This window comes from Xanthobacter lutulentifluminis (assembly GCF_043194675.2).
Classification (GTDB): domain Bacteria; phylum Pseudomonadota; class Alphaproteobacteria; order Rhizobiales; family Xanthobacteraceae; genus Xanthobacter.
The window spans coordinates 3062571-3080062 of the sequence record NZ_CM195525.1 but is presented as its reverse complement, the minus strand read 5'-3'; the positions used below and the strand labels follow the sequence as shown (position 1 = coordinate 3080062).

At 68.8% G+C, this 17492-nt stretch carries 16 protein-coding genes and 1 tRNA gene; 2 read left to right on the top strand and 15 right to left on the bottom strand.

Annotated features, from left to right (window positions below):
* Positions 1-102: 102 nt before the first annotated feature.
* The 5 genes from V5F49_RS14110 to V5F49_RS14090 form a co-directional block, all read right to left on the bottom strand.
* Complete coding sequence (locus V5F49_RS14110; RefSeq protein ID WP_394117179.1) at positions 103-1041, bottom strand: hypothetical protein; 939 nt, start codon at positions 1039-1041, stop codon at positions 103-105.
* Complete coding sequence (locus V5F49_RS14105) at positions 1038-2303, bottom strand: tyrosine-type recombinase/integrase (protein ID WP_394117180.1); 1266 nt, start codon at positions 2301-2303, stop codon at positions 1038-1040. Before V5F49_RS14105 ends, V5F49_RS14110 begins: the two co-directional genes overlap by 4 nt.
* Positions 2304-2472: 169 nt before the next feature.
* Positions 2473-2562 (bottom strand) — tRNA-Ser (locus V5F49_RS14100).
* 362 nt (positions 2563-2924) lie between these two features.
* Entirely contained in the window at positions 2925-3782 is an 858-nt protein-coding gene (dapD, locus tag V5F49_RS14095; protein WP_394117181.1) for a 2,3,4,5-tetrahydropyridine-2,6-dicarboxylate N-succinyltransferase, read from the bottom strand.
* Between the two features lie 71 nt (positions 3783-3853).
* On the bottom strand, positions 3854-5461 hold the full coding sequence (locus V5F49_RS14090) for a peptide chain release factor 3 (RefSeq protein ID WP_394117182.1): 1608 nt from the start codon (positions 5459-5461) through the stop codon (positions 3854-3856).
* Between the two features lie 40 nt (positions 5462-5501).
* Here V5F49_RS14090 and V5F49_RS14085 point away from each other — a divergent pair, with 40 nt between their 5' ends.
* Positions 5502-5915, top strand: coding sequence for a hypothetical protein (locus V5F49_RS14085; RefSeq protein ID WP_394117183.1), 414 nt, complete (start codon positions 5502-5504; stop codon positions 5913-5915).
* Between the two features lie 12 nt (positions 5916-5927).
* Here V5F49_RS14085 and V5F49_RS14080 read toward each other — a convergent pair whose 3' ends face one another.
* The 4 genes from V5F49_RS14080 to V5F49_RS14065 all read right to left on the bottom strand — a co-directional run bounded on the left by V5F49_RS14080 (position 5928) and on the right by V5F49_RS14065 (position 10774).
* Positions 5928-6497, bottom strand: a complete 570-nt coding sequence (locus V5F49_RS14080; protein ID WP_394117184.1) for a hypothetical protein — start codon at positions 6495-6497, stop codon at positions 5928-5930.
* Between the two features lie 302 nt (positions 6498-6799).
* Positions 6800-7135, bottom strand: a complete 336-nt coding sequence (fdxA, locus tag V5F49_RS14075) for a ferredoxin FdxA (RefSeq protein WP_394117185.1) — start codon at positions 7133-7135, stop codon at positions 6800-6802.
* An 82-nt stretch (positions 7136-7217) separates the two neighbouring features.
* Positions 7218-7493: an RNA-binding S4 domain-containing protein gene (locus V5F49_RS14070; protein WP_394117186.1), complete on the bottom strand. Its 276-nt coding sequence runs from the start codon at positions 7491-7493 to the stop codon at positions 7218-7220.
* Positions 7494-7507: 14 nt separating this feature from the next.
* Positions 7508-10774, bottom strand: a complete 3267-nt coding sequence (locus tag V5F49_RS14065; protein WP_394117187.1) for a helicase-related protein — start codon at positions 10772-10774, stop codon at positions 7508-7510.
* A gap of 369 nt (positions 10775-11143) precedes the next feature.
* Here V5F49_RS14065 and V5F49_RS14060 point away from each other — a divergent pair, with 369 nt between their 5' ends.
* The gene (locus V5F49_RS14060; RefSeq protein ID WP_394117188.1) at positions 11144-11938 is read left to right on the top strand and encodes a creatininase family protein; all 795 of its coding nucleotides are present in this window, start codon (positions 11144-11146) and stop codon (positions 11936-11938) included.
* 219 nt (positions 11939-12157) lie between these two features.
* Here V5F49_RS14060 and V5F49_RS14055 read toward each other — a convergent pair whose 3' ends face one another.
* From V5F49_RS14055 to V5F49_RS14030, 6 genes are read right to left on the bottom strand one after another with little or no spacing between them, the layout of a single operon-like run.
* Positions 12158-12805, bottom strand: coding sequence for an NUDIX domain-containing protein (locus tag V5F49_RS14055; RefSeq protein ID WP_394117189.1), 648 nt, complete (start codon positions 12803-12805; stop codon positions 12158-12160).
* Positions 12802-14433: an ABC transporter ATP-binding protein gene (locus tag V5F49_RS14050; RefSeq protein ID WP_394117190.1), complete on the bottom strand. Its 1632-nt coding sequence runs from the start codon at positions 14431-14433 to the stop codon at positions 12802-12804. Before V5F49_RS14050 ends, V5F49_RS14055 begins: the two co-directional genes overlap by 4 nt.
* Entirely contained in the window at positions 14423-14887 is a 465-nt protein-coding gene (locus tag V5F49_RS14045; protein ID WP_394117191.1) for a type II toxin-antitoxin system VapC family toxin, read from the bottom strand. Before V5F49_RS14045 ends, V5F49_RS14050 begins: the two co-directional genes overlap by 11 nt.
* 7 nt (positions 14888-14894) lie before the next feature.
* On the bottom strand, positions 14895-15119 hold the full coding sequence (locus tag V5F49_RS14040) for a hypothetical protein (protein WP_394117192.1): 225 nt from the start codon (positions 15117-15119) through the stop codon (positions 14895-14897).
* Positions 15120-15160: 41 nt separating this feature from the next.
* On the bottom strand, positions 15161-16345 hold the full coding sequence (locus V5F49_RS14035) for an ABC transporter permease (protein ID WP_394117193.1): 1185 nt from the start codon (positions 16343-16345) through the stop codon (positions 15161-15163).
* 3 nt (positions 16346-16348) lie between these two features.
* Entirely contained in the window at positions 16349-17461 is a 1113-nt protein-coding gene (locus V5F49_RS14030) for a microcin C ABC transporter permease YejB (RefSeq protein ID WP_394117194.1), read from the bottom strand.
* Positions 17462-17492: the final 31 nt, after the last annotated feature.

Genomic DNA, 17492 nt, shown 5'->3' with positions numbered 1-17492 from the left:
TCCAAATGAAAGTACTTGGAGACCCTCCAATGTTCGGCGGGATCGGTCCATTTCAAAAACCCCTGTTTTTTCAACTCGGGTTCAGAAATGCCGGTTTTTTCCCTATTTCTGGGTGCGGTTCCCGAAAGCCTCGGCAACAAGGCGCGTCAACGTAGCGGAGGAGCCGATCCGCAAGCTGCCCCGTCCGCCGGACTGCATCTCCGCCGCTTCGCCCGGCACCAGTTCGTTGTAGATGCCTTCCAGGCCCACCACGAGGTCGCGGAATGCGGAGTGTTCCTTGGTCGACCAACCCTCGGGCGGTTGGTCGGGGTGCCCCTGGAGCCCAGCCAATATGCGCAGGATTTCAATCACCGTGAGATCGCGCACAAGCTCGCGTGGGCGCCCTGGCGCGCCCGCGCGTTCGATTGCACCAGGGATCAACGGTGAGATGTCCGCTGCGTAGGGGACCGGAAACGGCAGGTCGGGCAACGTGGGCACGCGGGCGAATTCGAGGAAGCCGCCGGCTTGCGACATAAGCAGCGCTTCGGCGGCCTGCGGGAGTTCGCCCCAAGCCTTTATCCACCGGTAGCTGTCGCCTGTGGCAGCGGCGTCTCCCAGACGACGCAACGACACGACCGTCGAGCGGCTCTGCGGGCTCCATTCTCGCTTGAGGCCAGATGGTGTGCGGCGGACCGCGAATCCTCCCACGCGGCGGCTTTCAACGAGGCGGACCATCAGCCGGTGGATCGAAAACCCGGCGATGTCGATGTTCTGATCGCTAGCACCCGGCTCGAAATCGCAGAGCAAATCCCCCACATGATAGGGTCGATCGTCAGGGGCCAGCAGCGGCTCGGCCTCGATGGCGGCCATCTCCTCCGTTGCCGTGGGCCTATACCCAAGCGCGATAGGGTCGACGCCGAGGGCCCGGCAACGCGCCAGAAATTTCTCGTGGTCGAAATGGCGGTCGATCCCCTCACCCGAGGTCGCTTCCTCAGAGGCTCGCGCTACCTTCCTCGCGAGACGAACGATGGATGATTCGCTCTGGCGCGGGCGGCGCGTCATGCGAGCTGCTCCGCTGGCTCCACCGTCTCGTCCGTGGCACCGGCCAGGAACTCGCCCCATGCGTCCATGAGCTTCCGGCGCTTCTCCAACGCATCCGAGCGGCGGTAAGCCGCCTCCGTGGCATCGCCCACCGCGTGCGCGAGCGCGGCCTCAGCGACCTCCCTTGGGAAGGCGGTCGCATCGCCGGCCCAATCTCGGAATGAGGACCGGAAGCCGTGAACCGTCACATCCAGCTTCAGGCGCCGCAGGAGGGCGGTGAGGCTCATGTCGGAGAGCGGCGCGCCGCGTTTCTGCCCCGGGAAAATCAGGGCATCTGGCGCATGATCGAGCTGGGCCACGACCTGGAGAACCTCCAGGGAGCGGGCGCAGAGCGGGACGCGGTGCGGCCGGCCCGCTTTCATGCGGGCCGCCGGCACGGTCCAGACCTGAGCCTTCAGGTCAATTTCCGACCAGCGCGCGCCGCGGACCTCGCCAGATCGAGCGGCCGTCAGGATCAGGAACTCCAAAGCGAAGGCGGACATCCCACGGACGAGCCGGAGCCGCTTCAAGAACGCCGGCACTTCCTCGTAGGGCAAAGCCTCGTGGTGCCCGCGCTGGAGCTTTTGTCTCTTGGGGAGGGTGAGAGCGAGATGCCCCTTCCATCGCGCCGGGTTCTCGCCAGTGCGCAGGCCCTTGGCCCTCGCCGCGTCCAGAACCGCCTCGATCCGCCCTCGCAGGCGTGATGCCGTCTCGTTCTTCCCCGCCCAGATAGGGGTCAGGATCGCGAGGACGTCCTCGGTGGTGATATCCGCCACGGCCTTGTCACGGAGCCCGGCGCAGTAGCCCGAATCGACGTAGCCGCCATCATCCCCCCGCTGGAGGCTGAGAGTCGTTCGCCACTGGTCGATGTGTTTCGGGTTCCGCCACCCCGGCGCCATGGTGGCGATATGCGCCTCGGCGACCTCCCCAAAGGTGGGGGCGTTCCCCTTCTCGCGGACCTTCTTCCGAGCGGCAATCGGATCAACGCCGGCAGCGACCTGCTCGCGGGCCGCCGCGGCGAGTTCACGAGCCCGGGCGAGTGAGACGGATTGCAGTGGCCCAAGGCCCAGCTCGCGCAGCCGGCCTGGGCCCGGCGCACTGGGGTCGTCTTTCCACCTGAACAGGAATGCCCACGTCTTGGCGCCCGAGGGGTTCACGACGAGGTATAGGTTGCCTCCATCGGCATGCCGGCCGGGCTTCGTGATGGTTGCGACTGTCTTGGCGTTGAGGCGATTGAGTTGCATGGCCTGCGTTAGGGTCAGTTCCGCGAGGCCGATTTGCCCCTAACATCTACCCTAACAGCAGCTTGAGATTGTGGGAAATTGACTGAGGCGAGGAGAGCCGCAAATGCATAGAAAATGGCTATTTTCTAGCAGTTTATGAGACTTCCGGAGATTGTCTGAAACAGGGTGCTGGCGGAGAGAGAGGGATTCGAACCCTCGATACGGTTTCCCGTATACACGCGTTCCAGGCGTGCGCCTTCAACCACTCGGCCACCTCTCCAGCCGCGCATGCAGACGCATGCGCCGGAACGGGATGACAGGCCTGTAGCGGGCTGGTCGGGGCCCGCAAACCTGTCGCCCCGGTTTTCCGGCCGCGCCGCGGGGGCGGGGCCGGGGTCTCGCCGGTCGTCTCCAAGATGGCTCGGGGAAGGGAGCGCGCCACGAGGGCATCACATCCAGGCGAGGCGGCGGACTATAGCGGCTCGGCCTTGGTTGGCAAGCCGGAATCTCTCTGTTTCCAACAGCCCCGAGCGGATGCCCCACCCCCGTGCCGAAGCAGGCGGAGCGCCGGAACAGGGGTCACCGATCCGAGGGCCCCCGGCCGCGACGGAAGCCGCGGCCGCAGGCCCGGAAGGGCAAGCCTCAGTCGCGCAGCAGGTCGTTGATGGAGGTCTTCGAGCGGGTCTGCTCGTCCACCCGCTTCACGATCACCGCGCAATAGAGCGAGGGGCCGGGGGTGCCGTCGGGCAGCGGCTTGCCGGGCAGAGCGCCGGGCACCACCACCGAATAGGCCGGCACCTCGCCGATGAACACCTCGCCGGTCTGCCGGTCGATGATCTTGGTGGAGGCGGAGATGAACACGCCCATGGAGAGCACGGAGCCGCGGCGCACCACCACGCCCTCCACCACCTCGGAGCGGGCGCCGATGAAGCAGTCGTCCTCGATGATGACCGGGCCGGCCTGCAGCGGCTCCAGTACGCCGCCGATGCCCACGCCGCCGGACAGGTGCACGTTCTTGCCGATCTGCGCACACGAGCCCACCGTGGCCCAGGTGTCCACCATGGTGCCCTCGCCCACATGGGCGCCGAGGTTCACGAAGGAGGGCATCAGCACCACATTGGGGGCGATGAAGGCGGAGCGGCGCACCACGGCGCCCGGCACGGCGCGGAAGCCGGCGGCGCGGAACTCCGTTTCACCCCAGGTGGCGAACTTGGAGGGCACCTTGTCCCACCAATGGGCGCCGCCGGGGCCGCCGGGAATGGCTTCCATGTCGTTGAGGCGGAAGGAGAGCAGCACCGCCTTCTTGAGCCACTGGTTCACCGTCCACGCGCCGTTGGCGCCCTGCTCGGCCACGCGGGCGGCGCCGCTGTCGAGCAGGGTGAGGGCCTCGTTCACCGCATCGCGCACGGCGCCGGTGGTCGAAAAGCCGATCTCGGCGCGCTTCTCGAAGGCGTCGTCGATGATGGCGGAAAGGGCGGCAAGGCGGGCGGCGTCGGCCATCGAGTCCTCCGGTCAGGGGCATCGGGGCGGCGTACGACGCGCCCCGCTTCATGCAGGATGGGAAAGGGGAATCAGCCGCGTTCCTTCACGGCCACGAACTTCAGCTTGGGCCACTCCTCGATGGCGCGGTCCAGCACCCACTGGCTGCGGGCGAGGTAGACCGGCGCATCGTCGCGGTCCCGCGCGGTGGAGGAGCGGCTGGTCTCGAGGAAACGGTCCACCTCGGCCCGATCGCCGACGATCCAGCGGGCGGTGACGAAGGAGGTGGTCTCGTAGCGGATCGGCACGCCGTATTCCTTCTCCAGCCGCGCGGCGAGCACGTCGAGCTGGAGGGTGCCAACCACGCCGACGATGGGGGCGGGGTCGTTCACCGGGCGCAGCACCTGCACCACGCCCTCCTCCGCCATGTCCTGCAGCGCCTTCTGCAGCTGCTTGGCCTTCATGGGGTCGGACAGCAGCACCCGGCGCAGGATTTCGGGGGCGAAATCGGGCAGGCCCTCGAACTTGATGCTCTCGCCCTCGGACAGGGTGTCGCCCACGCGAAGCATGCCGTGGTTGGGGATGCCGATGATGTCGCCGGCCACCGCCTCGTCCACCGTCTCGCGCTCCTGGGCGAAGAAGAAGATGGGGTTGGCGATGGCCATGTTGCGCTTCTCGCGCGGGTTGAACAGCTTCATGCCGCGCTTGAAGCGGCCGGAGCACAGGCGCACGAAGGCCACGCGGTCCCGGTGGTTGGGGTCCATGTTGGCCTGCACCTTGAAGACGAAGCCGGAGACGAGATCCTCCGCCGGCTCCACGGTGCGCGCGCCGGCGGCCGAGCGCGGCAGCGGGCTCGGGCCCACCGAGCCGAGGCCGAACAGCAGCTCCGCCACCCCGGCCTCCTTCAGCGCCGAGCCGAAATAGACCGGGGACAGGTGCCCCTCGCGGAACGAGGCGAGATCGAACGGCGGCAGCACGCCCAGCGCCAGCGTAAGGCTCTCAACCGCCTCGTTGAGGATGCGCTCCTCCACGCCGTCGAGGCCGATCAGGTCCTCCGGCGCCTCGAACGGCACCTCGCGCACCAGAGGCCCGCCGCGCTCGGTGGCGAGCAGCGCACGCTTGTTGGCGATGTCGATGAGGCCGCGGAAGTCCACGCCCATGCCGATGGGCCAGGTGAGCGGGGTGAGGTCCAGCGCCAGGGTGGAGGACACCTCGTCCATCAGCGCGATGGGGTCGAGGCTCTCGCGGTCCACCTTGTTGACGAAGGTGAAGATGGGGATGTCGCGCAGGCGGCAGACCTCGAACAGCTTGCGGGTCTGGCTCTCGATGCCCTTGGCGGCGTCGATCACCATCACCGCCGCGTCGACGGCCGAGAGGGTGCGGTAGGTGTCTTCCGAGAAATCCGAGTGGCCGGGCGTGTCGAGCAGGTTGAAGACGATGCCGTCGCGCTCGAACGTCATCACCGATGAGGTGACGGAAATGCCGCGCTGCTGCTCGATCTCCATCCAGTCGGAGCGGGTGCGGCGGCGCTCGCCGCGCGCCTTCACGTGGCCGGCCATGCGGATGGCGCCGGAGGCAAGCAGCAGCTTTTCCGTGAGCGTCGTCTTGCCGGCGTCCGGGTGGGAGATGATGGCGAAGGTGCGCCGGCGGACGAAGTCGGGCAGAGTGGCCGCGGCCGGGGAAGAGGACTGGTCGAGCATGCCGCTATATAAGGGCAAACGCGCGGGGAATGAACCGGCGATGATGACTGTCCGAGCAGCTGGCGACATCGCCGGGACCGGCACCGACCGGACGCGACGCCGTCTCGCGGCCCTCGCGCTGATGGCGCCGCAATATTACGAGCAGGCGCGGCGCGAGGCCCCGAACGTCATCGTCATCGAGGTGACGAGGGTGGAGGGGCCGGGGCCGGAAGGCTATGGCAGCTGCAGTGTGCGCGGGGTGGTGGCGCAGGTGGAGCGCGGCGCCGCCTACACGCCGGGACAGACTGTCGCCATCGGCGTGCCCTGCGCCCGCGCCGGCGTGCAGCCGCCCATCGGCGGCACCATCTGGCAGGGCCTCGATGCGCTGAAGGCCGCGCCCTACGGCCGGGCCTGGCTGGACGGCGCGGGAAAGGTGGTGCTCTCACAATATGAGCGGCTGGACGCCGCGCCGTAGGCTGGGCGCCGCTCAATATTCGTCAAACCTGAAGAAATGGCCCCAGATGCGATGGACCGAGCGGGGAATGCCGTCTGATTCAGAAGAATCGCGCGGCACCATAGGACAACGCCCCTTGCCCTCCGCCGCGCACGGATCCTCCAAGGCGCCGTCGCTCTCGTCGTAGATGATTTTTTCGAAGTGGTTGGCCGTCACGAACAAGGACAGATCGCGGTCTTCCAGAACCAGCCGGACAGGCATGGTGTTCGGGTTGCGGGCGCGCCATTCGGCGATGCGCGCTTCATATGTGGGAAGGTAGAACTTGAACCTGAAATCGCGCGACGCCTCTGCAAGCGTCGGGACGCTGAGGACAGCCAGCACCAGCATGCCGGCGGCGAGAAGATGCGACACCGCCCTCCGCCACCGCCCGGTCACCAGGAACACGAGCGCCGCAATGCTGCCGTAGGCGAAGCGGCACACCCCCAGAAGGAGAAGCAGGGGAAAAGCGAGCCCAAGAACCACGACAGCGCGCTCGGAAAATTCGCCGAAAAACACCGTCAGCGCCAAGAGAAGACAAAGAGCCGCGCTCGGAGCCAGCGCCATCCACGCCCATCGGTCGCGACGATGTGAGGGTTGTCCCGCCGCAGGAGCCTGTTCCATGCCGGCTCAACCTCTCCGCCCAATTGCATCCGGAGCGTGTATAGCTGGGGCTCGACAGTGCGACCAGAGCCTGACGCCCACAACCAGGCGCCCTCGGACCCGGATGGCTCCTCTGGCGAACATCGGAGCGCAGGCGGGGGTCCGCCCGCATCCCTGTCGGAACCGGCGCGACGGGAGCGCACACGGGCGGCAAGCGCAGACCTTCGGGCCCGCCGCTCAGTCGCCCTGGCCGGACCGCTTCCCGTTCAGTCGCCCTGGCCGGGCTCCGGAGAGAACAGCTCGCCCTTGCCGGGCTTGCCGTCCCACTCCTTGGCGTCGGCCGGGGGATCGCGCTTGAGCGTGATGTTGGGCCACACCTTGGCGTATTCGGCGTTGAGCGCGAGCCACTTCTCGAGCCCGGGCTCGGCATCGGGCTTGATGGCCTCGGCCGGGCACTCGGGCTCGCAGACGCCGCAGTCGATGCACTCGTCCGGGTGGATGACGAGCATGTTCTCGCCCTCGTAGAAACAGTCCACCGGGCACACGGACACGCAATCCATGTACTTGCAGCGGATGCAGTTCTCGGTGACGACGTAGGTCATGGACAATCCCTTTCGGAGGGCTCCGGTAGCGCAGAGGCGCGCGCCGTGCAAGCGCGCGCGAGGTCGCGGCCCCGCAATCCCGTCACGCTTCTGTTATTTCATCGAAAAGCGCGCTGGCGGATGTAGCATCTCCCCGCCGCTCCGAAAAGCCGACAACGCGCAGAATGCGCACCTGCCGGTCGAGGGCGATGGTCAGCACCTGCCCCGGCCGGACGGCGTGCGCGGGGCTGGTCACCCGCGCACCGTCGAGCCGCACATGGCCGGCGCGCACCAGATCGGCCGCGGCCTCCCGGGTGCGCACCACGCGCGCATGCCAGATCCAGCGGTCGAGCCTCTGCCGCTCCGCCGGATCGGACATGGTGCCCCCCTGGCTCAGCCGCCCTTCTTCTCCGCCTCCAGCCGCGCCTTCAGCGCGGCGAGGGCGGCGAACGGGCTATCGGGGTCCGCCGGCTTGTCGCGCCGGCGATCCTGATGAGCGGGCCGATGCTCGGCGCCGCGCTGCGGGCGGTTGCCCTCCCCTTCCCGCTGGGGACGGGGCGGACGCTCGCCACGGGGCGGACGCGGGGGGCGCTCGCCCTCGGCCCCCGCCTCGGCGGACGGCTGCTCGGGACGGCGATGGGGCGGACGGCCCTCGCGACGCTCGCCGCCGCGCTCGCCTTCCTTGCCGCCTTCCCGGCCACCTTCGCGCCGCTCGCCGCCCGGGCGCCCGCCGAACCGGCGGCCCTCGCCCTGCGGACGCTCACGACGCGGCGCGCCCGGCGGACGGCCGGGACGCCACACCTCGATCATCTCCGGCTCGGCCGGCGCGCCTTCAACCACTTCCGGACCACCGGGAACGGCGGCCACACCCACCTCGGCCGCGCTCTCGGCGGCGGTGGGATCGCCGGTCGCCTCGACGACGGCAACGGCCGACTCGGCTTCCGCGGCGTCGGCCATGGCGGCCTCGGCCGGCTCGCCTTCGGGAGCGGCATCCACCGGCGCATCCGCCTCAACCTCGGGCGGCACGTCGCCCGGGCCCTCGGCCTCGGCGATGAGGGCCTCCGTCTCCGGCAGCGGCTCGGCGGCGACATCAGCCGGCGCATCGAACAGGAGGTCCGCCTCGATGGCGCCCTCGGGCAGCGGGGCGAGCTCCACCGGCGCCGCGGCGGCCGGGGCCTCCGGCTCGGGCGGCGGGGGCAGGCGGCGCTCCATGCGATAGCCCAGCGACTTCAGGATGGAGGCGAAATCCTCCCCCGAGCAGCCGGCGAGCGAGGTCATGCCCACGGTCACGGTGAAGCCGCGCCCGTCCACGGCGCCGGCCGGCTTGGGCCCGGCGGAGCCGGGACGCCAGGCGAGCGCCGGGCGGATCAGGTCGGCGAGACGCTCGAGGATGTCCACGCGCACCGCCCGCTCGCCGCACACGCGGAAGCCGACGGCCCGGTAGAGGCCCTTCTGGATCTCGTGATCCACCGGAATGGAGGTGCGCCCGGAGGCCGCGAGGTGCGGCAGCTCGTCGAGCCCCTTCTGGGCGAGGCCGCCATGCTTGAGCGCATAGAGCTCCGCCGCCAGCGAACGCGGGGCGGGCTTCAGCAGCGCCGGCAGATAGATGTGATGGGCGCCGAAGCGCACGCCATAGCCGCGCAGGGTGGCGCGGGCGGCCTGGTCGAGCCCCTTCACCTCCTCCGACACGCGGGCGCGCTCCAGCACGCCGAGACTCTCGACGATCTGGAAGGCGATGCCGCGGGCGATGCCGGTGACATCCTCGGCCGTGCCGAGCTTGATGAGCGGGCCGAGCAGCTTGTCCACATGGGCGGTCACCCACAGGGCGAGGCGCGCCTCCACCTGGTCGCGGGCGGGCCCCGTGAGGTGCTCGTCGGCGATGATCTTGAAGCGCGGCTTCAGGACCTCGTCGCCGGGGATGAGCTTGGCCACGGCCTCGCCGGTCCAGCGGATGGTGCCGTCGAAGGTGAGGACGAAGGCCTCGTCCACCGCCTGCGACAGGCGCTGGGCGCGCTGCTCGATCTCGCCGGCCAGAGCCTTCTGGGCGGCGGCGCGCAGGGCCTTGGCCTCCTCCCCGCCGGCGGCGGGGTCGGCGGCGAACTGGAAGCCGTGGAGGTGGCCGATGACGTGTCCCTCGACGGTGACGTCGCCGGTCTTGCTGATTTCAGTTTCGAGCATCGTGTTCTCTCGCAGGCGCCGCATGAGCACGCTGGTTCTGCGGTCCACGAAACGCTGGGCCAGCCTTTCGTGCAGCGCGTCGGACAGCTTGTCCTCGACCCCTCTCGTGACGCCTTGCCAGTGCTCCGGATCCTTGAGCCAGTCGGGCCGGTTGGCCACGAAGGTGAGTGTCCTCACCTGCGCGATCCGGTTCGACAACGTGTCGATGTCGCCTTCTGCGCGATCGGTCAAGGCGATTTGACGCGCGAACCAGTCGTCGGGGATGCGTCCTCCCCCCTTTATGTGCCCGAAAAGGGTGCCGACCAGCTCCGCATGGGCGCCCGGGGAGACCTTGCGATAGTCCGGAACCTGGCAGGCATCCCACAGCCGTTCCACGTCGGCCGGGCCGCCGAGACGGCCGGTCACCTCCATGTCACGGCTCATGATTTCAAGCACCGCAACGTCATCGGCGGTGGGCGCCCGGGTCAGCCCCTCCTCCTTCGGCAGCCGCGAGAGGCTGGCGAGCAGGGCCGCGGGCGACTGGAAATCGGCGACGGCGTTGCGCCACTGCAACACCTTGGCGGTGTCGAACGCATGCTCCTCCAGCCGCGCCACCAGCTCCTCCTCGAACGGGGGACAACGGCCGGTGGTGCCGAAGGTGCCGTCCCGCGTCGCGCGGCCGGCGCGGCCGGCGATCTGCGCCATCTCGGAGGCGTTGAGCTTGCGGTATTGCCAGCCGTCGAACTTGCGGTCCGAGGCGAAGGCCACATGGTCCACGTCGAGGTTGAGGCCCATGCCGATGGCGTCGGTGGCGACGAGATAGTCCACGTCGCCGGACTGGTAGAGCTCCACCTGCGCGTTGCGGGTGCGCGGCGAGAGCGCCCCCATCACCACCGCCGCGCCGCCGCGCTGGCGGCGGATGAACTCGGCGATGGAATAGACCTCCTCCGCCGAGAAGGCGACGATGGCCGAGCGGCGCGGCAGGCGGGAAATCTTGCGCTCGCCGGCAAACGTGAGGGTGGAGAGACGCGGGCGCGCCTGGATGGTGACGCCCGGCAGCAGCTTTTCCACCAGCGGGCGCATGGTGGCCGAGCCGAGCAGCAGCGTTTCGTGCCGGCCGCGCCGGTTGAGCAGGCGGTCGGTGAAGACGTGGCCGCGGTCGAGGTCGGTGGCGAGCTGGATCTCGTCGATGGCCACGAACGCCACGTCGAGATCGCGCGGCATGGCCTCCACGGTGGAGACCCAGTAGCGCGGCGCCTTCGGCTTGATCTTCTCCTCGCCGGTGACGAGGGCGACCTTGTCCGATCCCATCCGTTCGACGATGCGCTGGTAGACCTCGCGCGCCAGCAGCCGCAACGGCAGGCCGATGATCCCGCTCTCGTGGCCGAGCATGCGCTCGATGGCGAGGTGGGTCTTGCCCGTATTGGTGGGGCCGAGGACCGCGCTCACCCCCCGCGCCCTCACGGTGCGCGGCAGCACGGCCCATTGGGTGACGTCGTCCATCAAGCTCTCGGGGCGTCCGCTCTCGTGGGGGATGTGTAGCATATCGGGTCACCCCGGCCATGGCGAAAGGGGCGCACGCGAACATTTTGCGAACGCAAGGGGCCCGAATCGCTGCGGCGCCCGCGCTGCCGCCCGTCCCGTTTCGGCACAGCGCCGGCCGACGCGCGGAACGGCCACGGAACACACCGCGCCCGAATCGCGGCCTGTGGATAACAGCGTTCCGTTCTCCTCCCCGGCCCTGTCGGGCGCGGGTTACCGCCGCAAGCCGCCCGGCGTCACCCCGCCATCCCGGCCAGCCGCTTGACGGCACGGGCTTTTCCAGCCCATGGACAAAGGTCTGGCAGGCAGGCGCGGGTGGAGGAGACGGCGGTGTTTCTCAAGTGGGCAGAACTTTCCTCTCCGGCCCTCGCCGCCCTCGACAAGAACCGCCTCGTCGCCGTGCTGCCGGTGGCGGCGGTGGAGCAGCACGGGCCGCACCTGCCCCTCGGCACCGACCTGTTCATCGCCGAGGGCTATGTGCAGCGCATCGCGCCGCTGGTCCCGCGCGAGGTGGACGCGGTGTTCCTGCCGGCGCAGGCCATCGGCAAGTCGGACGAGCACATCTCGTTCGCCGGCACGCTCACCCTCTCCCCCGCCACCGCCATCGCCGCCTGGGTGGAGATCGGCCACAGCCTGGCGCGGGCCGGCGTGCGGCGGCTCGTCATCCTCAACGCCCACGGCGGCAACGTGCCGGTGATCGATCTCGTGGCCCGCACCCTGCGGGTGGACCACCGGATGCTGGCGGTCACCTGCTCCATGCACCGCTTCGGCTATCCGGTGGGCCTGTTCGACGACCATGAGCGCGCCCACGGCATCCACGGCGGGGAGATCGAGACCTCTCTGATGCTCGCCTTCCGCCCCGAGCTGGTGGACATGACCCATGCCGGCGATTCCACGCCCTACAGCGTGGCCATGGAGAAGGAGTTCGCCCGCCTGCGCGCCAACCATCCGGTGGGCTTCGGCTGGCTCGCCGAGGACCTGAGCGCCGATGGCGCCATGGGCGATGCGCGCGGCGCCACGGCGCTGAAGGGCGAGGCGGCGGCCGAATACGGCGCCCGCGCCTTCGTGGAGCTGCTGAAGGATGTTGCGTCCTTCGACCTGGAGCGCTTCGAGCACCACGTCTGACGCGGGCCGTTGCGGCCTCGGCCGCGCGGGAATGAACGTGCCCCCGTGCGTGGAGGGCGGGGTGGCGCGCGCTCAAGGCCATGCTCGTGCCGGGCACGCTGACCCGAACGATCCGGCTCAGGATCGGCCTCTCATGCCGCCTCGTGACTGGCGCCCGTCCGGAAGCCGGGCCACGCGCGGGTCCGCTCCCGGACGCCGCACCACCCGTCGCGCTTCGGTTCAGACCTCGCCGGCGCTCACCTGCGCCTGCGCCGCCGCGATCAGCTGCGGCAGGTTGGGCCGGTTCAGGGCCAGCCATTGCAGCGCCAGGATCAGGAAGCCGTTGACGCAGCGTCCGGCCGCCACCGCCGCCAGCGCCTCGTCCACCGGCACCGCGAACGGCTCGGTGCGCTCCGCCTCATGCTGCGCACCGGCGCGCTCCGGCAGCGCGGAGGCATCGAGGATGCCGAGATAGATGTGCGCGAACTCGTCGGTCAGCCCCGGCGTCGGCGTGAAGGTGAGCATGGGCAGCACCGCACGGGGCGCGACGCCGGTCTCCTCCACGCATTCGCGCACCGCCGCGGCCACCGGGTCTTCCCCCGGCTCCACCAGCCCGGCGACGATCTCCACCATCAGCCCGCGGTCGCGCACCAGATGGGCGCTGAGGCGGAACTGGCGGATCAGAACCACCGCGTCACGCGCGGGATCATAGCCCAGCACGCCCACCACCCGCCCGCCACGCACGATGTCGCGCACCTGCCGGTCGGTGGTGCCATCCTCATGATGAAGCGCGAGGCGGAAGCGCTCATAGGGACGGAAGCCCTTCGCCAGCAGCTCCGGCCCCTCCACATCCACCCGCGCGGGGCGGTCCTCCATCACATCGCTCATTGCCGCACCACGCCCTGTCCGGCGGTCTCCAGATTGAAGGCGGCGGCGAACAGCGCGCGCGTGTAGGCCTCCTTCGGCTGCTCGAACACGGTGCGCGCCGGCCCCTCCTCCACCATCTTGCCGTCGCGCATGACGAGAATGCGGCTCGCCAGCGCCGAGACCACGCGCAGATCGTGGGAGATGAACATGAAGGTCAGGTCGCGCTTGCGCTGGAGCGCACGCAGCAGGTCGACGATCTGCGCCTGCACGATCATGTCGAGCGCGCTCGTGGGCTCGTCCAGCACCACGAAGGAGGGCTCCAGCGCCATGGCGCGGGCAATGGAGATGCGCTGGCGCTGGCCGCCGGAGAACTCATGCGGGTAGCGGTGCCGGCTCTCCGGGTCGAGCCCCACGTCGCCGAGCGCCGCCACGACCCGTCCGTCCCGCTCCTTCGCCGAGAGGCCGCGCTGGTGCACCAGCAGCCCCTCCCCCACGATCTCCGCCACCGACATGCGCGGGGAGAGGGCGCCATAGGGGTCCTGGAACACGATCTGCATGTCCGAGCGGAGCGGGCGCATGGCCTTGAAGGACAGGCCGTCGATGCGCTGGCCGAGGAAGGTCACCGGCCCCTTCGAGGAGATGAGGCGCAGCAGCGCCAGCCCCAGCGTGGTCTTGCCCGATCCCGATTCGCCCACCACCCCCAGCGTCTCGCCGCGGCGGATGGCGATGGAGACCCCGTCCACCGCCTTCACGTGGCCCACCGTCTTGCGCAGGATGCCGCGCTTGATGGGGAAATGGACCTTGATGTCCTGCGCCTCCACCACCACCGGCGCATCGGGCGCCACCTCGGCCGGGTCGGGCTTCGGCTCGGCCTTCAGCAGCGCCTGGGTGTAGGGGTGGCGCGGATGCCGGAAGGTCTCCTCCGCCCCGCCCTGCTCCACGATCGCGCCCTTCTGCATCACGCACACCCGGTCGGCGATCTTGCGCACGATGTTGAGGTCGTGGGTGATGAACAGCATGGCCATGCCGAGCCGCCCCTGCAGCTCCTTCAGGAGCTTGAGGATCTGCGCCTGCACCGTCACGTCGAGCGCCGTGGTGGGTTCGTCGGCGATCAACAGGTCCGGCTCGTTGGCGAGCGCCATGGCGATCATCACCCGCTGGCGCTGCCCGCCCGAGAGCTGGTGCGGATAGGCGGAAAGCCGCTCCTCCGGCTGGGGAATGCCCACCTCGTGCAGCAGCTCCAGCGTGCGCGCGCGCGCGGCGGCGGCGGAGAGGCCGCGATGCAGGATCAGCATCTCCCCCACCTGCCGCTCGATGGTGTGCAGCGGGTTCAGCGAGCTCATGGGCTCCTGGAACACCATGGTGATCTTGTTGCCGCGCACGGCCCGCAGCTCCCGCTCCGGGAGCGTGAGCAGGTCGCGCCCCTCGAACAGGATCTGGCCGGAGGGGTGGCTCGCCGCAGGATAGGGCAGCAGCTTCAGCACGGAGAGGGCGGTGACCGACTTGCCCGAGCCGCTCTCGCCCACCAGCGCCAGCGTCTCGCCCTTGGCGAGCTCGAACGAGACATTGCGCACCGCCAGCGCCGTCTCGCCCTCGCGGCGGAAGGCGACGGAGAGGTCACGGACGGACAGGAGCGGGTCAGTGGCCATGCGAGGCGACCTTCTGGAGGAGCACGCGGACGTTCTCTTCGGTCGGCTCCAGCCTTTCCAAGCCTTCATGCGACTTGATGCGTTGGTCCGACGATAGAAACACGCTGCATTTCATCCCAAGCGCACTGGCAATATGAATGGCGTCGGGAAGCTTAAGTGTCTTGTCACGGGAGCGGAGGAAGGCAGCATCGTGCAAGACTTGACGGAAGACAGGCACGACCTCGATGTGACGGTTCGAGAGCGTCCAATTATCGTAGATCTGGACGAGATCATCCCGTCGCAGTTCCAGGGGCTTCACCAGCAGCTCACTGTGGGTCAGCTCACTGGTTACGAGCGGTGGCACACCCGATTCCCACCCGGAGAGCAGGAGAGAAACGAGCAGTTCGGACACGGGTCCGCGCCCCTCGAATGCTTTGACAAAAACATTGGTATCCCAATAGATCCGGAAGGCCATTGCAGGCTCAGTCTTCCCACTCGTCCCGCAGCTGCCGAATCCGCTCCACCGGGTCGTCGCCGATCGGCTCGACACTCCTCGCGAGCGCAAGCAGTTCCCGGAGTCTTGCCTCCGAAACCGGTGCCGGCACAGCCTCTACGATAACCCGAAGGCCGTCGCCTTTTTCGCCGACGTCCCGCAAATCCTCAGGCAGCTTTTCCACCGGGTAGTTCTGGCGCACGATCCTGTTCATCTCGGTCAACCTCGCGCAACCACCCTACCACATCCGCAGCCTCATCCGAACGTCTTGCGCGGGTCGAAGGCGTCGCGCACCGCCTCGCCGACGAAGATGAGCAGGCTCAGCATGACGGCCACCGTGAAGAAGCCGGTGAGGCCGAGCCAGGGCGCCTGGATGTTGTTCTTGCCCTGGGAGAGCAGCTCGCCCAGCGAGGGCGATCCGGGGGGCAGGCCGAAGCCGAGGAAGTCCAGCGCCGTCAGCGTCATCACCGAGGAGGAGAGGATGAAGGGCAGCATGGTCAGCGTCGCCACCATGGCGTTCGGCAGCATGTGCCGTGTCATGATGGTGAGGTTGCCCACGCCCAGCGCCCGCGCCGCCTGCACGTACTCGAAATTGCGCGCGCGCAGGAATTCCGCGCGCACCAGCCCCACCAGCGACACCCAGGAGAACAGCAGCAGGATGCCGAGCAGCACCCAGAAGCCGGGCACCAGCACCGAGGAGATGATGAGCAGCAGGTAAAGCGAGGGGATGGCGGTCCAGATCTCGATGAAGCGCTGGAACAGAAGGTCCACCCAACCGCCGAAATAGCCCTGCACCGCGCCGGCGGCGACGCCCACCACCGACGAGACGATGGTGAGCGCGAGGCCGAACAGCACCGAGATGCGGAAGCCGTAGATGAGGCGCGCCACCACGTCGCGGCCCTGGTCGTCGGTGCCGAGCCAGTTCATCTCGAGGCCGGAGCAGCCCGACACGCCCTTCTTCTCCGCCGCCGCCTTGCACTGGGCTTCCGTGAGCATCCAGGTGGGCGGCGATGGCGCGGGGGTCGGCAGATCGAGGTTGTGCGTGGAGTAGGAGAAGCGGATGGGCGGCCAGATCATCCAGCCCCCTTTTTCGGCGATCAGCTTCTGCAGGAAGGGGTCGCGATAGTCCGCGTCGGTCTCGAAGTCGCCGCCGAAGGTGGTTTCCGGATAGGCCTTCACCACCGGGAAGTAATAGCCGCCGTCGTAGGAGACGAGGATCGGCTTGTCGTTGGCGATGAACTCCGCCCCGAGGCTGATGACGAACAGCACCATGAAGACGACGAACGACCAGTAGCCGCGCCGGTTGGCGCGGAAATTGGCGAGCCGCCGCCGGTTGAGCGGCGACAGGCGGCCTTCGGCGGCCACCCGGGCCGGCGGCTTGGGCGTCACGAGGGCGGGGCCGGGCGGCGGAGCGCCGGGCGCGGCGACGGGAGCATCCAAGGTTCAGACCTCCCGCGTCTCGAAGTCGATGCGCGGATCGACCAGCATGTAGGTGAGATCCGAGACGAGGCCGACGATCAGCCCGGCCAGCGAGAAGATGTAGAGGGTGGCGAACACCACCGGATAGTCGCGGTTGAGCACGCTCTCGAAGCCCAGCAGGCCGAGCCCGTCCAGGGAGAAGATGGTCTCGATCAGCAGCGAGCCGGAGAAGAAGGCGGCGATGAAGGCGCTGGGAAAGCCGGCGATGACGATCAGCATGGCATTGCGGAACACATGCCCGTAGAGCACCCGCCGCTCGCTGAGGCCCTTCATGCGGGCGGTGGTCACGTACTGCTTGCGGATCTCCTCCAGGAAGGAATTCTTGGTGAGCAGCGTCATGGTGGCGAAGGCGCCCAGCACCATGGAGGTGAGCGGCAGCACCAGGTGCCAGGCGTAATCGGCGATCCGCTCCGGCCACGTCATCTGCCAGAAATTGTCGGAGGTCAGGCCCCGGAGCGGGAACAGGTCGAGGAACGAGCCGCCCGCGAACAGGATGATGAGCAGGATGGCGAACAGGAACGAGGGAATGGCGTAGCCGACGATGATGACGGCGGAGGTCCACATGTCGAAGCGCGAGCCGTCGCGCATGGCCTTGGCGATGCCGAGCGGGATGGAGATGGCGTAGGTGATGAGCGTCATCCACAGGCCGAGCGAGATGGAGACGGGCATCTTCTCGGCGATCAGCTGCAGCACGGTGATGTCGCGGAAGTAGGAGCGGCCGAAATCGAAGGTCGCATAGTCCGCGATCATCTTCAGGAAGCGCTCGTGGGGCGGCTTGTCGAAGCCGAACTGCTTCTCCAGCTGCTTGATGAAGGCGGGGTCCAGCCCCTGCGCGCCGCGATACTTGGAGGCAGCGTCCGCCGCAGCGCCCGCCTGCGCCGCCGCGCCCGCGCCGGTGAAGTCGCCGCCGCCGCCGGAGACGCGGGAGGTGGCCGACACATCCTCGCCGGTGAGCTGGGCGATGACCCGCTCCACCGGGCCGCCGGGCGCGAACTGGATGACCACGAACGAGACCAGCATGATGCCGAGAATGGTCGGCACCATCAGGGCGATGCGGCGGACGATGTAGGCGAGCATTCTCTCTCCGATCCCGCGAGGACGGTGCCGG

Bases quoted from the DNA above. Each gene is read 5' to 3' on its own strand.
- V5F49_RS14110 (WP_394117179.1), bottom strand. From the start codon at position 1,041: ATGACGCGCCGCCCGCGCCAGAGCGAATCATCCATCGTTCGTCTCGCG.
- V5F49_RS14105 (WP_394117180.1), bottom strand. From the start codon at position 2,303: ATGCAACTCAATCGCCTCAACGCCAAGACAGTCGCAACCATCACGAAG.
- dapD (WP_394117181.1), bottom strand. From the start codon at position 3,782: ATGGCCGACGCCGCCCGCCTTGCCGCCCTTTCCGCCATCATCGACGAC.
- V5F49_RS14090 (WP_394117182.1), bottom strand. From the start codon at position 5,461: ATGCTCGACCAGTCCTCTTCCCCGGCCGCGGCCACTCTGCCCGACTTC.
- V5F49_RS14085 (WP_394117183.1), top strand. From the start codon at position 5,502: ATGATGACTGTCCGAGCAGCTGGCGACATCGCCGGGACCGGCACCGAC.
- V5F49_RS14080 (WP_394117184.1), bottom strand. From the start codon at position 6,497: ATGGCGCTGGCTCCGAGCGCGGCTCTTTGTCTTCTCTTGGCGCTGACG.
- fdxA (WP_394117185.1), bottom strand. From the start codon at position 7,135: ATGACCTACGTCGTCACCGAGAACTGCATCCGCTGCAAGTACATGGAT.
- V5F49_RS14070 (WP_394117186.1), bottom strand. From the start codon at position 7,493: ATGTCCGATCCGGCGGAGCGGCAGAGGCTCGACCGCTGGATCTGGCAT.
- V5F49_RS14065 (WP_394117187.1), bottom strand. From the start codon at position 10,774: ATGGACGACGTCACCCAATGGGCCGTGCTGCCGCGCACCGTGAGGGCG.
- V5F49_RS14055 (WP_394117189.1), bottom strand. From the start codon at position 12,805: ATGAGCGATGTGATGGAGGACCGCCCCGCGCGGGTGGATGTGGAGGGG.
- V5F49_RS14050 (WP_394117190.1), bottom strand. From the start codon at position 14,433: ATGGCCACTGACCCGCTCCTGTCCGTCCGTGACCTCTCCGTCGCCTTC.
- V5F49_RS14045 (WP_394117191.1), bottom strand. From the start codon at position 14,887: ATGGCCTTCCGGATCTATTGGGATACCAATGTTTTTGTCAAAGCATTC.
- V5F49_RS14040 (WP_394117192.1), bottom strand. From the start codon at position 15,119: ATGAACAGGATCGTGCGCCAGAACTACCCGGTGGAAAAGCTGCCTGAG.
- V5F49_RS14030 (WP_394117194.1), bottom strand. From the start codon at position 17,461: ATGCTCGCCTACATCGTCCGCCGCATCGCCCTGATGGTGCCGACCATT.